General features: G+C 35.9%; 14 protein-coding genes and 1 riboswitch. Of the genes, 5 read left to right on the top strand and 9 right to left on the bottom strand.

The window, feature by feature from the left end:
• Positions 1-10: 10 nt before the first annotated feature.
• From gatA to MKX37_RS01845, 3 genes are all read right to left on the bottom strand, one after another.
• On the bottom strand, positions 11-1,468 hold the full coding sequence (gene gatA, locus MKX37_RS01855) for an Asp-tRNA(Asn)/Glu-tRNA(Gln) amidotransferase subunit GatA (protein WP_002010048.1): 1,458 nt from the start codon (positions 1,466-1,468) through the stop codon (positions 11-13).
• Positions 1,469-1,482: 14 nt separating this feature from the next.
• Positions 1,483-1,773, bottom strand: a complete 291-nt coding sequence (gatC, locus tag MKX37_RS01850; RefSeq protein ID WP_000086999.1) for an Asp-tRNA(Asn)/Glu-tRNA(Gln) amidotransferase subunit GatC — start codon at positions 1,771-1,773, stop codon at positions 1,483-1,485.
• A 141-nt stretch (positions 1,774-1,914) separates the two neighbouring features.
• Entirely contained in the window at positions 1,915-2,151 is a 237-nt protein-coding gene (locus MKX37_RS01845; protein ID WP_002029490.1) for a YiaA/YiaB family inner membrane protein, read from the bottom strand.
• 230 nt (positions 2,152-2,381) lie between these two features.
• Between MKX37_RS01845 and MKX37_RS01840 the strand changes: the two genes are divergently transcribed.
• The 4 genes from MKX37_RS01840 (at position 2,382) to MKX37_RS01825 (ending at position 4,852) form a co-directional block, all read left to right on the top strand.
• On the top strand, positions 2,382-2,864 hold the full coding sequence (locus MKX37_RS01840) for a MarR family winged helix-turn-helix transcriptional regulator (protein WP_000942491.1): 483 nt from the start codon (positions 2,382-2,384) through the stop codon (positions 2,862-2,864).
• 76 nt (positions 2,865-2,940) lie between these two features.
• Positions 2,941-4,122 (top strand): ArsA family ATPase, encoded by a 1,182-nt coding sequence (locus tag MKX37_RS01835; RefSeq protein WP_002186811.1) that lies wholly within the window; start codon positions 2,941-2,943, stop codon positions 4,120-4,122.
• On the top strand, positions 4,115-4,306 hold the full coding sequence (locus MKX37_RS01830; RefSeq protein WP_002091335.1) for a DUF3926 domain-containing protein: 192 nt from the start codon (positions 4,115-4,117) through the stop codon (positions 4,304-4,306). The genes MKX37_RS01835 and MKX37_RS01830 overlap by 8 nt, the downstream gene beginning before the upstream one ends.
• Before the next feature lie 63 nt (positions 4,307-4,369).
• On the top strand, positions 4,370-4,852 hold the full coding sequence (locus MKX37_RS01825; RefSeq protein WP_002186809.1) for an HXXEE domain-containing protein: 483 nt from the start codon (positions 4,370-4,372) through the stop codon (positions 4,850-4,852).
• A 167-nt stretch (positions 4,853-5,019) separates the two neighbouring features.
• On the opposite strand, the gene MKX37_RS01820 is transcribed toward MKX37_RS01825, so the two are convergent.
• The 3 genes from MKX37_RS01820 to MKX37_RS01810 are packed head-to-tail and all read right to left on the bottom strand — an operon-like array spanning position 5,020 to position 7,570.
• Positions 5,020-5,874 (bottom strand): MetQ/NlpA family ABC transporter substrate-binding protein, encoded by an 855-nt coding sequence (locus tag MKX37_RS01820; protein WP_002029488.1) that lies wholly within the window; start codon positions 5,872-5,874, stop codon positions 5,020-5,022.
• 21 nt (positions 5,875-5,895) lie between these two features.
• On the bottom strand, positions 5,896-6,561 hold the full coding sequence (locus tag MKX37_RS01815) for a methionine ABC transporter permease (RefSeq protein WP_002091343.1): 666 nt from the start codon (positions 6,559-6,561) through the stop codon (positions 5,896-5,898).
• Positions 6,551-7,570 (bottom strand): methionine ABC transporter ATP-binding protein, encoded by a 1,020-nt coding sequence (locus MKX37_RS01810; RefSeq protein ID WP_002010037.1) that lies wholly within the window; start codon positions 7,568-7,570, stop codon positions 6,551-6,553. Before MKX37_RS01810 ends, MKX37_RS01815 begins: the two co-directional genes overlap by 11 nt.
• A gap of 125 nt (positions 7,571-7,695) precedes the next feature.
• A riboswitch (SAM riboswitch) is annotated at positions 7,696-7,800 on the bottom strand.
• Between the two features lie 241 nt (positions 7,801-8,041).
• On the opposite strand from MKX37_RS01810, the gene MKX37_RS01805 reads away from it, so the two are divergent.
• A complete protein-coding gene (locus tag MKX37_RS01805; protein WP_002091344.1) occupies positions 8,042-8,587 on the top strand; it encodes a cysteine hydrolase family protein in 546 nt (181 codons plus the stop codon).
• A 312-nt stretch (positions 8,588-8,899) separates the two neighbouring features.
• On the opposite strand, the gene pruA is transcribed toward MKX37_RS01805, so the two are convergent.
• From pruA to MKX37_RS01790, 3 genes are all read right to left on the bottom strand, one after another.
• Entirely contained in the window at positions 8,900-10,447 is a 1,548-nt protein-coding gene (gene pruA, locus MKX37_RS01800; protein WP_002124887.1) for an L-glutamate gamma-semialdehyde dehydrogenase, read from the bottom strand.
• A gap of 152 nt (positions 10,448-10,599) precedes the next feature.
• Positions 10,600-11,370 (bottom strand): TSUP family transporter, encoded by a 771-nt coding sequence (locus MKX37_RS01795; RefSeq protein ID WP_002029466.1) that lies wholly within the window; start codon positions 11,368-11,370, stop codon positions 10,600-10,602.
• Positions 11,371-11,464: 94 nt separating this feature from the next.
• The gene (locus MKX37_RS01790) at positions 11,465-12,661 is read right to left on the bottom strand and encodes a CamS family sex pheromone protein (protein WP_078422302.1); all 1,197 of its coding nucleotides are present in this window, start codon (positions 12,659-12,661) and stop codon (positions 11,465-11,467) included.
• Positions 12,662-12,663: the final 2 nt, after the last annotated feature.

Raw genomic sequence — 12,663 nt, 5'->3', positions numbered from 1 at the left:
GCTCGCCTCCTTACAGACTTGCTTTTTTTGTATGATAGTCTGTTGCTTGCTCAAACGCATGTGCAACGCGGTAAATCGTCGTTTCATCGAAGTGTTTACCAATGATTTGTAGACCAAGTGGCATGTTGTTAGCACCGAATCCACATGGAACAGAAATCGCTGGAACACCCGCTAAGTTTACTGGAATTGTTAAAATGTCATTTGCATACATTGTCATTGGATCGTCCACTTTTTCGCCCACTTTAAATGCTGGAGTTGGCGTTGTTGGTCCAATAATAACATCGTAGTTAGCAAATACATTTTCAAAGTCATTTTTAATTAATGTACGTACTTGTTGTGCTTTTTTGTAATATGCATCATAGTAACCAGAGCTAAGAGCAAATGTACCAAGCATAATACGACGTTTTACTTCATCACCGAAACCTTCGCTACGTGTGTTTTTGTAAAGATCTAATAAGTTATTTACATTATCAGAACGAACACCGTAACGTACGCCATCAAAGCGTGAAAGGTTCGCAGATGCTTCAGAAGAAGATAATAAGTAATACGTTGCTAGAGCGTATTTAGAGTGCGGAAGAGATACTTCCTCCCAAGTTGCGCCCATACCTTCTAATACTTTTAAAGCAGCTAGTACTGACTCACGAGCTTCTTCGCCAACACCTTCGCCTAAGTATTCTTTCGGTACAGCAATACGTAAACCTTTAACATCACCTGTTAAACCAGCTAAGTAGTTTCCTACTTCAACGTTTGCAGAAGTTGCATCCATACGGTCAATACCTGAAATAGCTTGTAATAAGTATGCATTGTCTTCTACTGTACGTGTAATCGGTCCGATTTGGTCAAGTGAAGATGCGAATGCTACTAATCCGTAACGAGATACGCGTCCGTAAGTTGGTTTTAAACCTACAACGCCACAATATGCAGCTGGCTGACGGATAGAACCACCCGTATCAGAACCTAGAGAGAATAATACTTCTCCTGCTGCTACTGCTGCTGCAGAACCACCACTAGATCCGCCTGGAACGTAATCTAAGTTCCATGGATTTTTTGTAGCGTAGAAGCCTGAGTTTTCATTTGAAGAACCCATTGCGAACTCGTCCATATTTAATTTACCGATTGTAACTGTGTCAGCAGCTTTTAGCTTTTGTACAACTGTCGCATCGTAAATTGGATCGAAGTTTGCTAATATTTTGCTCGCACAAGTTGTACGAAGACCGTTAGTTACAATGTTATCTTTTACACCAATTGGCATACCGAATAATAAACCATTATCCTCAGCACCAATCTTTGCATCTAATTCTTTCGCTTTCGCGCGTGCATTTTCTTCATCTAATGTAAGAAAAGCTTTTACGTTATCTTCAACATCCGAAATACGTTTGTAAGATTCTTCTACTAAATCCGTAACGGAAATTTCTTTGTTGTTTAACTTCTTATGTAACTCTGATACAGAATGATCAAATAATGACATCGAAATTCCCTCCTCTATTCTAATACTGCTGGAACACGGATTTGATTATCTTTGTGATCCGGTGCATTTTTTAATACTTCTTCTACTGGTAAACCTTTTTCTGGCACATCTTCACGCATAACATTTTTCATAGTTAATACATGAGTTGTTGGTTTTACATCAGTTGTATCTAATTCATTTAACTGTTCTGCAAATGTAACAATTGCATCTAGTTGTTTTTGAAATTTTTCTGCTTCTTGATCAGTAATTGCAAGACGTGCTAAATGTGCTACGTGCTTTACATTCTCAACGGAAATTCTTGACACGGCTAGGCCACCTCCATAATATATCGTTCAATCTACAATACTATTGATGATACCAAATTTTCAGTACTTCAAGCAAGTCAACACACGGCACTTACGGCATTTTTACATAAAAAAAGAAAGGCAAGTGCCTTTCTTTACAATTTACTCTTTATCTAACGATTTATTTTTCGGAAATCTTTCATTATCTTCCTCATTATCACGAATTGTTTTTTGTAATACAAAACAAGACATCGTTAAAAATAATGTTCCGATTAAATAGTACCCTTTTACACTAAGCGTTTCATCTAACGTGTAAATCCCAATTAGCATTCCTGAAAGCGCACAAACAAATGAAGTCCATGCTAAAAACGTGAACGCTTGCGTATTTCGTCTTCTCATCGTTCTCCCCCTCGTTAGCTGTACACCTATTATAGATAAATATATTTATCACAATGGTTTTTTATGTAAAATCATTTTTCTATTTATTAATCTATCACAAAAAATTTCTATTTTGAAGATAATTTTCTTTCTAATCCGAAAAAACAGTTAAAAACATTGACATTTATTTCAACTCCACATAAAATAAAAACAAATATTACGAACCTCGAAATATACGGGAGTGGAAATAATTGTTACAATATGAACATTTTTTAGACTTACTGTTAGATAACGCCAAGAAACTTTTCTATCCTGAAGAATGGGTAAGTCTTGATTTAACACTTTCCAAGACAGAAGTATTTTGTTTACTTTGGATGGAGCGAAATACGGATATTACAATGACAAAAATTGCTGATCTTCTTGATATACCGATGAGTACAACAACGGGCGTTGTAAATCGCCTTGTAAAAAAGGGATATATTGAACGCTACCGGAATGAAAGCGATCGACGCATTGTATTAATTCGTTTAACAGAAAACGGCGTAATGCTCGTTCAAGAAGTAAAACAAAATGCGGCCCATTACTTTAGCCTAGTGACAGATGCATTGTCAGAAGAAGAAAAAGCATTCTTACTACAAATATTCCAAAAGATCATGAATCACATTGCTACGTCACAGCAAAAAACAGAAGAAAAGGTTTCTACACCTAAAATGAAAAACATTCCGATTGAATAAGACCCTAGTTGGGTTTTTATTCAATTAAATATTTCGACACTCGTAATATTCGACATTCGAAACAAAGGGGATATTAATGATGAGAATTATTCTGTATACAGGTAAAGGCGGCGTTGGAAAAACTAGCATTTCAGCAGCAACAGCAATCCAAAGTGCAAAACAAGGATTAAAAACATTAGTAATGAGTACAGATCCTGCTCATAGTTTAGGGGATTCATTTGGCATAAAACTATCTTCTGAGCCACTAGAAATTCGCGAAAACTTGTGGGCACAAGAAATTAACACTATTTATGAAATGGAAAAAGGCTGGGGGAAATTGCAGAAATATATTACACTACTCTTCACTTCCAAAGCAGCTGATGATATTACAACAGAAGAATTAACGATGTTCCCTGGTATGGAAGATTTAATTAGCTTACTTCGAGTACTCGATTACTATAAACACAACACTTACGACGTCATCATTATTGATTGCGCACCGACTGGAGAAACTTTAGCAATGCTTAGCTTTCCAGACATGCTCGGCTGGTGGATGGAAAAACTCTTTCCTATTAAAAGGAAGATTTTAAAAGTTGTTCGTCCTGTAGCTCAACCACTTCTTGGTGTCCCCCTTCCAACTGATGATATTATGGACGAATTAACGAATACGCTTGAACAACTTGGAGAAATGAGAGATATTTTATCAAACCGAGAAGTAACGAGTATTCGCGTTGTTGTAAATCCTGAAAAAATGGTCATTAAAGAAGCTCAGCGTAGTTTTACTTATTTAAACTTATACGATTATAACGTAGATGCCATTATGATTAACCGCGTCATCCCTAACACTGTTACCGACCCTTACTTTCAGGCATGGAAAGATACACAAAAGAAATATAAGGCGTTAATTAAAGATAGTTTTCAGCCACTTCCTATTTACGAAGCTCCCATGTTTGAACAAGAAGTTGTTGGTTTACCTATGTTAGAGCGTGTAGGAAATGCTTTATTTAAATCAGACCCCTCTCCTACTGAAGTGAAATTTAATGGCCGCACACAATATGTAAAAAAAGATGGCGATGAGTATATTTTCGTTCTGTCCATTCCCTTCTCAAACAAAAGTGAACTTTCATTAAATCAAAAAGGTGATGAACTTATTATTCGAGCCGGCTCTATGAAGCGAAATATCACCTTACCAAAAACATTAACACACCTTTCTATTCAAGGAGCTAATTTTGAAGATGATGTACTAAACATTCGGTTTGGAGGTGTAGTACATGCATGATGAATTACTAAGAAAGGTAATTCGTACAAAAATAAAAATCGGTATGCGTATATTAGAAGAGCTACCGAATCCGATTCAGCAATCAGCTAAGCACGCACTAAATATTTTGCAAGAGGAGCTCTCCTCTTATGCTGAAGAACAACCGCAACCTGAGAGTAATTTAAAAAGCATCATAATTGAATAACTATACCCTTGTAGAAAGCCTTTTCTTATAGGCTTTCTATCCCTTTATTGGAGCTGATATAAGTTGATAAAAACATCTTCACCAAGACATTTCACCACTAATACAATCTGGCTAATCCCCCTTCTATTCTTTTTTCATAACCTTGAAGAAGCTTTCCAAATGCCACAATATATCGCTAATCGATTTTCGATCCATTTTATAACTAACAAACAATTTTTCATTGCAATTTCCATATTAACAACCTTCGTCTTACTCATAGTCATTCTATATCAATTAAGCATCATATCTTCTATTTATTTGATCATTTTTATACAGGGCTGTATCTTCTTTAACGCCGTTCAGCATATTATCTTGTATTTCATTTATCGTTCTTATAATCCAGGAGTAATCTCAGCATCTATCATTATCCTATTTTCTCTTTTCTTATTTTCATCAAAGAAACTATTAATCCCTAAAAAGAAATTAGCAAGTACACTCATTTTTAGTTTAATCTCTTACCCAATCATAATTTGGATTTCCTTATTATTAGCCAGCTGCTTTAATTAAAAAAAGACCAGGAAAACTCCTGGTCCATCACTCTACTTAACAAACATTGGATTCTATGTTATACAAAATTAGAAGGTACAGAATTAGGGTTTTGTTTGTTAAGTAGATTATATGTTGAACGAGCTAACAGCGGAGGGGTTCCTACTGTTAGTCGTTAAACTCAATAATTATTTTACGATTTTTTCAAGCTCATCAAGTGAAAGATCTACTGAAATTGAACCATCATTTGTTTCTTTCTTAATTGCATCTGTTACTTCTTTTGAATGGTATAACTCAATTACTTTTTTCAGTGTTGGATCATTTTTATCTTTCGTACGAGCTGCGAAAATATTAATATAGGCCTTTGCATTTTCATTATTTGGATCTTCTAAGAAAATTGGATCCTTCGCTGGGTCTAATCCAGCTTGACCAGCAACACCGTTATTAATAACTGAAGCCGCTACATCTTTTAACACACGAGGTGTTTGCTGTGCGATAACCGGTGTAACTTTTAGCTTCTTTGGATTTTCAGCGATACCACTTGGATCCCCAAATAGACCAAAATCTTTCTTAAGCTTTAATAATCCAGCTGCATCAAGAAGTTTTAATGCACGTGCTTGGTTCGTTGGATCATTCGGAATAGCAATTTCCGAACCATCTGGGATTTCATTTGCTTTCTTATATTTTTCAGAGTATAAGCCCATCGGTGCAATTTGTGTTGTACCAACAGCTGTAATATCTAACTTATGCTCCTTTTTAAATTGCTCTAAGAAAGCAATGTGCTGGAATGAGTTTAGTTCAATATCTCCATCAGCTAACGCTTTGTTGGGTGTTGTGTAATCAGAGAACTCAACCAGTTTAATTTTAATCCCTTCTTTTTCAGCTTTTTTCTTTAAAATTTCCCAAACGTCTCCATCTGTTCCAGTTACACCGACGCGAACTACTTTCTCTTTCGCTCCTGCACCTGTGTCTCCACCTGAGCAGCCGCTTAATGCTGTAATTCCTACGATCGCTGATAATGCAAATGCTAAAATTTTCTTCATTTTCTTTTCCCCTCTTCCTTTTTATGATCTGCGTAAAAAGACTTTCGCAAAGTAGTTCCCTAAATTTTGAGCCACCTGTACAAGAATAATAAGTAAAACGACCGTTACAAACATAACTGACGTATCGAAGCGTTGATAACCATATGTCATTGCTAAGTCACCAAGACCGCCACCACCGACAAGTCCTGCGACTGCAGAAAATTCAATTAAACCGACCGTCATAAACGTGACACCTAGGATCAATGGTGCTAAAGCTTCTGGTACGAGGATTTCAAAAACAATTCTAAGTGGTGAAGCGCCCATTGCTTGTGCTGCTTCAATTACTCCTTTCGGAACAGAAACAAGATTGGTTTCAACCATTCTAGCAATACCAATTGATGCAACTAACGTCATTGGGAAGATTGCTGCAGCCGTTCCAATCGTCGTTCCAATAACACTTCTTGTTAGTGGGCTTAAAGCTACTAAAAAGATAATGAATGGAACCGGACGAATTGTATTAATTATGATATTAAGAATAGAAAAGACCCATTTATTTTCTAAAAAATTTCCTTTTCTCGTTACATACAACAGTAAACCTAGAGGTATACCGAGAATTGTAGCGAATATAAGGGTTACAATTACCATTAAGAGGGTATCCCCCGTCGCATCTAATATGCGAGGCCAAAATATACTCCAATCAACTCGCATGAGCTTCTACCTCCTTCAGCTGCACTTGCAGTCTTAGATGTTGTAATGCTTTTTGAATTTCTTTCTGTTCACCTTGTAGTTCTACAAGAAGATTTCCAAATAGCACATTTTGGAGTTCAATAATATTTCCATAAAGAACATTTACATCGACGTTATAGTTTTTCGCAATATATGATAGTACAGGCTGCCCTGTCTCTTCCCCAGTAAAAGTCAGGCGATAAATCTGACCTCCGTTTTGAATTTTCGCTAGAACACTTTCTGGTAAGTGATCATTAATAACAGAGCGTACAAAATTTTGAGTTGTCTTTGTTTTTGGTTGTGTGAAAACGTCAAACAGTTTTCCTTCTTCAATTACTTTTCCTTTTTCCATAACGGCTACACGGTGACAAATTTCTTTCACAACGTGCATTTCATGTGTAATAAGTAGAATCGTTAAATTGTACTCTCTATTTACTTTCTTTAATAAATTTAAGATTTCTGTTGTTGTTTCCGGATCTAAAGCTGATGTTGCCTCATCACATATGAGAATATCGGGTGATGTCGCAAGTGCTCTTGCAATCCCAACACGCTGCTTTTGCCCACCTGATAACTGTTCTGGATAATAGTTCGCTTTATCTTCTAAACCAACAAATTTTAGTAGTTCATTCACTCTTTCTTTTATCTCATTCTTCGGCAATTTCGCTAACCTTAATGGATAAGCAATGTTCCCAAACACCGTTCTTGAATTAAATAGATTGAAGCTTTGGAAAATCATACCAATTCTTTGTCTTAGTGTCCGTAATTCTTTCGCCGATAATGATGTAATATCTTTATCATCTATTGAAATTGTTCCTGCAGTTGGTCTTTCTAACATATTTACTAAACGTAATAGCGTACTCTTTCCAGCACCACTAAATCCGATAATGCCAAAAATTTCGCCCTTTTCAACTGACAGCGTTACATCCTCAACCGCATGAACAGATTGCCCACCTGATTCATATACTTTACTTACATTGTTAAAAGAAATCATTTTCTTCCCTCCTATATGCTGTAAAACTTGAAGTAGAGCTTTCGAGGTAAAATAAAAAGTGCTCTCCTCCTTATCAGTAATAAAAGATAAGAAGGAGAGCACTTTTATATGTACTCATTCACATCTTCTCATCTTCCAAGCCTTTATAGGCTTGCTGGAGTTAGCACGGTATTAAAAAACCCGTTGCTGAGGTATCGTAGGGCCAGTCCCTCCACCTCTCTGGATAAGAGTGTATCGATTTAATTGTCGTTTAATTAAGTCTTATTATAGAACTCAGAATAATGAGAGTCAATACATTTTTCGGAAAAATATTAATTATTGCTCTATTTAAATTTTCAAATAAGAAGTAACAATACAATAGTGATTTTTAAAGTTATGTAAAAGCCTTCTCACTCATACTTTTAAAAAGGAGAATCTTCTCTATTCATTGAATAACATTATTTGAATATGAAATCGGAGGAAGATAGATATATGAAAACAGCTCTTTTGCTCGTCGACATTCAAAATGATTATTTTCCAAGCGGAATGATGGAATTACGTAATCCAGTAGAAGCAAGTGAATATGCTAGTCAGCTACTACAACATTTTAGAATAAGAAACGAACCTATTTTTCATATCCAACATGTAGCTATAAAAGATAGCGCTACTTTTTTCCTACCCAATACAGAAGGTGTCCATATTCACGAAAATGTCCGTCCACTTAGAGAGGAAACCGTTATCCTTAAACATTATCCAAATAGCTTCCGAGAAACTGATCTTCTAGAACAATTACAACGTTCAGGAATTGAGCACGTCGTAATATGCGGGATGATGACCCATATGTGTATTGATGCTACAGTAAGAGCTGCTTTTGATTTTGGTCTTCACTGTACCGTAATACACGATGCTTGTGCTACAAAAGATCTTTCATTTAAGAATGCTACTATACCAGCTGTTTATATTCATAATACAATTTTGGCGAGTTTAAATGGAGTATACGCAAATATAATGAGTACAGAAGAGTTTTTAGCGACCTAAAAAAAACACTCCTTTCAGTTAGCAAAGCCGAAAGGAGTGTTCTCTTGTCTAACCATAGATTTTCTTTCAAATTGTATTATACAGGAAATCCTCAAAATGAATACTAAAAAATATGACTAATAAGTCAATTTTTCTCGCTGTTTTGTTTCTATTTTCATGTTTATCCCGATATTAACAAGGTTTAACTAATCCAAAAGAAAAAATAGTAATATTTGGAAACCTTTCTTGATTGAAATTAACTAGCTTCTATTATAGAGAGTTTCTCAAAAAGAAAAGATCTTCACAGTCTGTGAAGATCTTTTCTACTATTTCTTATAAAGTTTCAGAAGTAGTTTTTGCTTGCATGTGAAGCGCTAAGTAATCAGGGCCACCAGCTTTAGAGTCTGTACCAGACATGTTAAAGCCACCGAATGGTTGGTAACCTACGATTGCACCAGTACATCCACGGTTGAAGTATAAGTTACCAACGTGGAAGTCTTCACGTGCTTTTTCAATATGGTCACGGTTGTTAGTAACAACTGCTCCTGTTAAACCGTATTCTGTATTGTTTGCAATTGCAAGTGCATGATCAAAGTCTTTTGCTTTACAGAATGCTACTACTGGTCCGAAGATTTCTTCTTTCATTAAGCGAGCATCTTCTGCAACATCAGCAACGATTGTTGGTTGGATGAACCAGCCTTTAGAATCGTCTCCTTCGCCACCTGATACGATTTTACCTTCTTCTTTACCAATTGCAACATAGCTCATTACTTTATCGAATGCAGCTTGGTCATTAACAGGTCCCATGTTAATATCTTTTGCATCTGGGTTACCTACTGTTAATTCTTTTGTTAATTCAACAGCACGATTTAATACATGATCGTATACATCTTCATGGATTACTGCACGAGAACATGCAGAACATTTTTGTCCTGAGAATCCGAATGCTGATGCAACGATAGATTTAGCTGCTAATTCAAGATCTGCCTCTTTATCAACAACGATTGTATCTTTACCGCCCATTTCAGCGATAACACGTTTTAACCAAATTTGTCCTGGGTTTACTTTTGCTGCACGTTCGTAAATACGAATACCTACATCGCGAGATCCAGTGAAGCTAACGAAACGTGTACGAGGGTGATCTACTAAATAGTCACCAACTTCAGAACCATTACCTGGAACGAAGTTTACTACGCCAGCTGGTAAACCAGCTTCTTCTAATACTTCCATAAATTTCGCTGCTACTACAGGAGTTGTACTAGCTGGTTTTAGTAATACTGTGTTACCAGAAACTACGGCAGCTGTTGTCATACCTGCCATAATTGCGAATGGGAAATTCCAAGGAGAAATGATAACACCTACTCCTAATGGAATGTAAGAGAAACGATTATATTCAATTGGACGGCTTTCTACTGGAATACCGTCTTTTAATTTCAACATTTGACGAGCATAATATTCCATAAAATCGATTGCTTCTGCTGTATCAGCATCTGCCTCATTCCATGGTTTACCTGCTTCTTTTACAAGAATAGCAGAGAACTCATGTTTTCTACGACGAACGATTGCTGCAGCACGGAATAAAATATCTGCACGCATTTCTGGTTTTGACTTTCTCCAAGTTTGGAATGTTGCATCCGCTACTTGCATTGCTTTTTCAGCTAATTCACGGCTTGCTTTTGAAACACGACCAACAAGTTCCTCTTTATTTGCAGGGTTTACAGAAACAATTTTGTCTTCTGTAGTGATTTTTTCTCCCCCGATAATTAATGGATAGTCTTGTCCAAGATAAGATTCTACTTTCTTTAAACCCTCTTCAAACGCTAATTTATTAGCCTCTACTGAAAAATCTGTAAATGGCTCATGTTTGTATGCTACTACCATCTTTTTAGCCTCCCCTTAGAAAAACGTTTACATTTTACAACATTATTCTACACGATAATTTAGATTTATTCAAATATTCCTAGACTTATATTTTAAAAATTAATAAATTTTTAAAATATAATAAAAAAAGAGATTCATACATACGTATGAATCTACAAAATATGAGTATATTCCAAAACATTTTTCCCGATTAATAAAATAGTAACTAATAAAAATAAAGTCCTTACATATCCAACACCTTTTTGAACCGCAAACTTCGAACCAAAATAAGCACCTAAAATCATTGATAAGCCCATAATTATACCGTATTCAAAATGAATCACATCTAAAAATAAAAAAGTAATTAAAGATACGATATTACTAACGAAGTTCAAAAGTTTTCCAGATGCTGCCGCTTGAATAAAATCCAAACCAATTAATAAAAATGCAAAAATTAAAAAGGATCCTGTCCCTGGTCCAAAAAATCCATCATAAAATCCTATCATTAAAATAACAAAGAAAAACATTAATGTTTTTCCTTTTGTCATCTTTTTATAGGTAGATGCACTTCCCCAATCTTTTTTCGCAATAATATAAATGGCAATAAAAACCAACATTACGAGCACTAGTGGACGCAAAATATCAGGCGGAATAAACTTTACTACTAAAGCCCCTGCGACTGCTCCAATAATAGTTAACGGGATTAACTTTCCTACAATCCGAAAATTCACCTTACCTGATCGAATAAAATAAATTGTGCTCGTAAGCGTCCCCATCGTTGCAGCTAATTTATTCGTTGCGATTGCCGAAGCTGGTGATAAACCAACAAACATAAGTGCAGGAAGCGAAATTAACCCTCCCCCTCCAACAACCGAATCAATAAAAGCAGCTAAAAATCCGAATGCAATTAATAAAATAATGACTTGAAAGCTTAGTTCTTCCATGAATTTGCCCCTTACCCCTTTATTTGTAACATTTAAAATTATAACAAAATTTTTCAAGAAAAAAAGCTGTTCCTTTATGGAACAGCTCTCATCTTTAATCTAAAATTTTCACAAACGGTTCATCTTGCTTCGCTTCACGTATAATAATTGCTTCTGGGCGTTCTACAGATTTAATTGTTACTTGTACTTTCATATAATTCGGGAAGTATTCCATAACAAGTCCAGCTACATATTGTGTAAAACCAATCACTTCAGCTTTCCCATTGAATTGGACAGGAATATCGAGCTTCATTTCTCTTAATTCATCATCTCTATACATTCCAGTACCGATAACAGCTGTATAATCTCCTTGGAAATACTCACTTAACTTCGCTTTAAAGTTTGACACCCTCGCAAGGTCTTCACGTTTATTATCCGCTTTTGCTTGTTCAGACGGGAATAAATAGTATTTCTCATTGATCGGCTTCCAATCCTCAACCGTTTCACTGCCTTTTTCTACCTTAGCATAAGAAACAAAATTCCCTGGTACAAGCGAAGACTTTGGACCTTGACGATAAATCGCAAATGTAACCGGAATATTTTTTATTTCAGGCTTTTTTTGCTGCATTACTTTCAAGATTTCTTGGGCCATCCTTTTCCCTTCAGCTAACATTTTCACATCTGGAATTGCAGCCTCACGCGGATAACCATGCTCTTCCTCATAATATTGAACAGAATTCATCGCTAATCCAACTACAATGCCATCAGGTTCATTATCGTTCCCACCTTTTTGCACGTAGTAATCATGCTCTAAAATGTTTGAGATATACATTGGATGTTTTTTATTTTTCACTTCTAGTGACTCCGAACCTTCACTTAAGGCTGGATTCAGTCCGATATTTGGAAATTTAACTGCATCTTTTTTCAACTTATCCTCTAGCTCTTTTTGTTCAGCATCTGTACGCTTTCTTTTTACAAGCATTTGTATATCTTGAGCCTCTAGAAACTTTCCGCCTTTAAAGAAATAATCTTTCGTACTAAACGATTCTTTGGCAATGCGCATTAATCCTGTTTCAAATTCATCTACATCTAGACGACTATTTAAACCTTGTACAACTAAACCACGTGCCATACCTGGATCAAATTGAACCGTTGTCTTATAATATTCATCCGAAATGGAGTATTTCGGGATAACTGCTTGTTCTTTCGCTTTCCCCGATTTCTCAACTGCTTTTTCATCCTTATTGGAACCCATACTACACCCACTTACAAGTAGGCTAAGACTTAATACCGCTAACGCTATTTTTTTCATCG

This window comes from Bacillus sp. FSL R5-0709 (assembly GCF_038004785.1).
GTDB lineage: Bacteria > Bacillota > Bacilli > Bacillales > Bacillaceae_G > Bacillus_A > Bacillus_A mycoides.
This window is presented reverse-complemented; position numbering and strand designations above follow the sequence as displayed.

Coding starts and splice junctions, on each gene's coding strand:
- gatA (WP_002010048.1), bottom strand. CDS start 1,468: ATGTCATTATTTGATCATTCTGTATCAGAGTTACATAAGAAGTTAAAC.
- MKX37_RS01845 (WP_002029490.1), bottom strand. CDS start 2,151: ATGAGAAGACGAAATACGCAAGCGTTCACGTTTTTAGCATGGACTTCA.
- MKX37_RS01835 (WP_002186811.1), top strand. CDS start 2,941: ATGATGAGAATTATTCTGTATACAGGTAAAGGCGGCGTTGGAAAAACT.
- MKX37_RS01830 (WP_002091335.1), top strand. CDS start 4,115: ATGCATGATGAATTACTAAGAAAGGTAATTCGTACAAAAATAAAAATC.
- MKX37_RS01820 (WP_002029488.1), bottom strand. CDS start 5,874: ATGAAGAAAATTTTAGCATTTGCATTATCAGCGATCGTAGGAATTACA.
- MKX37_RS01815 (WP_002091343.1), bottom strand. CDS start 6,561: ATGCGAGTTGATTGGAGTATATTTTGGCCTCGCATATTAGATGCGACG.
- MKX37_RS01810 (WP_002010037.1), bottom strand. CDS start 7,570: ATGATTTCTTTTAACAATGTAAGTAAAGTATATGAATCAGGTGGGCAA.
- MKX37_RS01805 (WP_002091344.1), top strand. CDS start 8,042: ATGAAAACAGCTCTTTTGCTCGTCGACATTCAAAATGATTATTTTCCA.
- pruA (WP_002124887.1), bottom strand. CDS start 10,447: ATGGTAGTAGCATACAAACATGAGCCATTTACAGATTTTTCAGTAGAG.
- MKX37_RS01795 (WP_002029466.1), bottom strand. CDS start 11,370: ATGGAAGAACTAAGCTTTCAAGTCATTATTTTATTAATTGCATTCGGA.
- MKX37_RS01790 (WP_078422302.1), bottom strand. CDS start 12,661: ATGAAAAAAATAGCGTTAGCGGTATTAAGTCTTAGCCTACTTGTAAGT.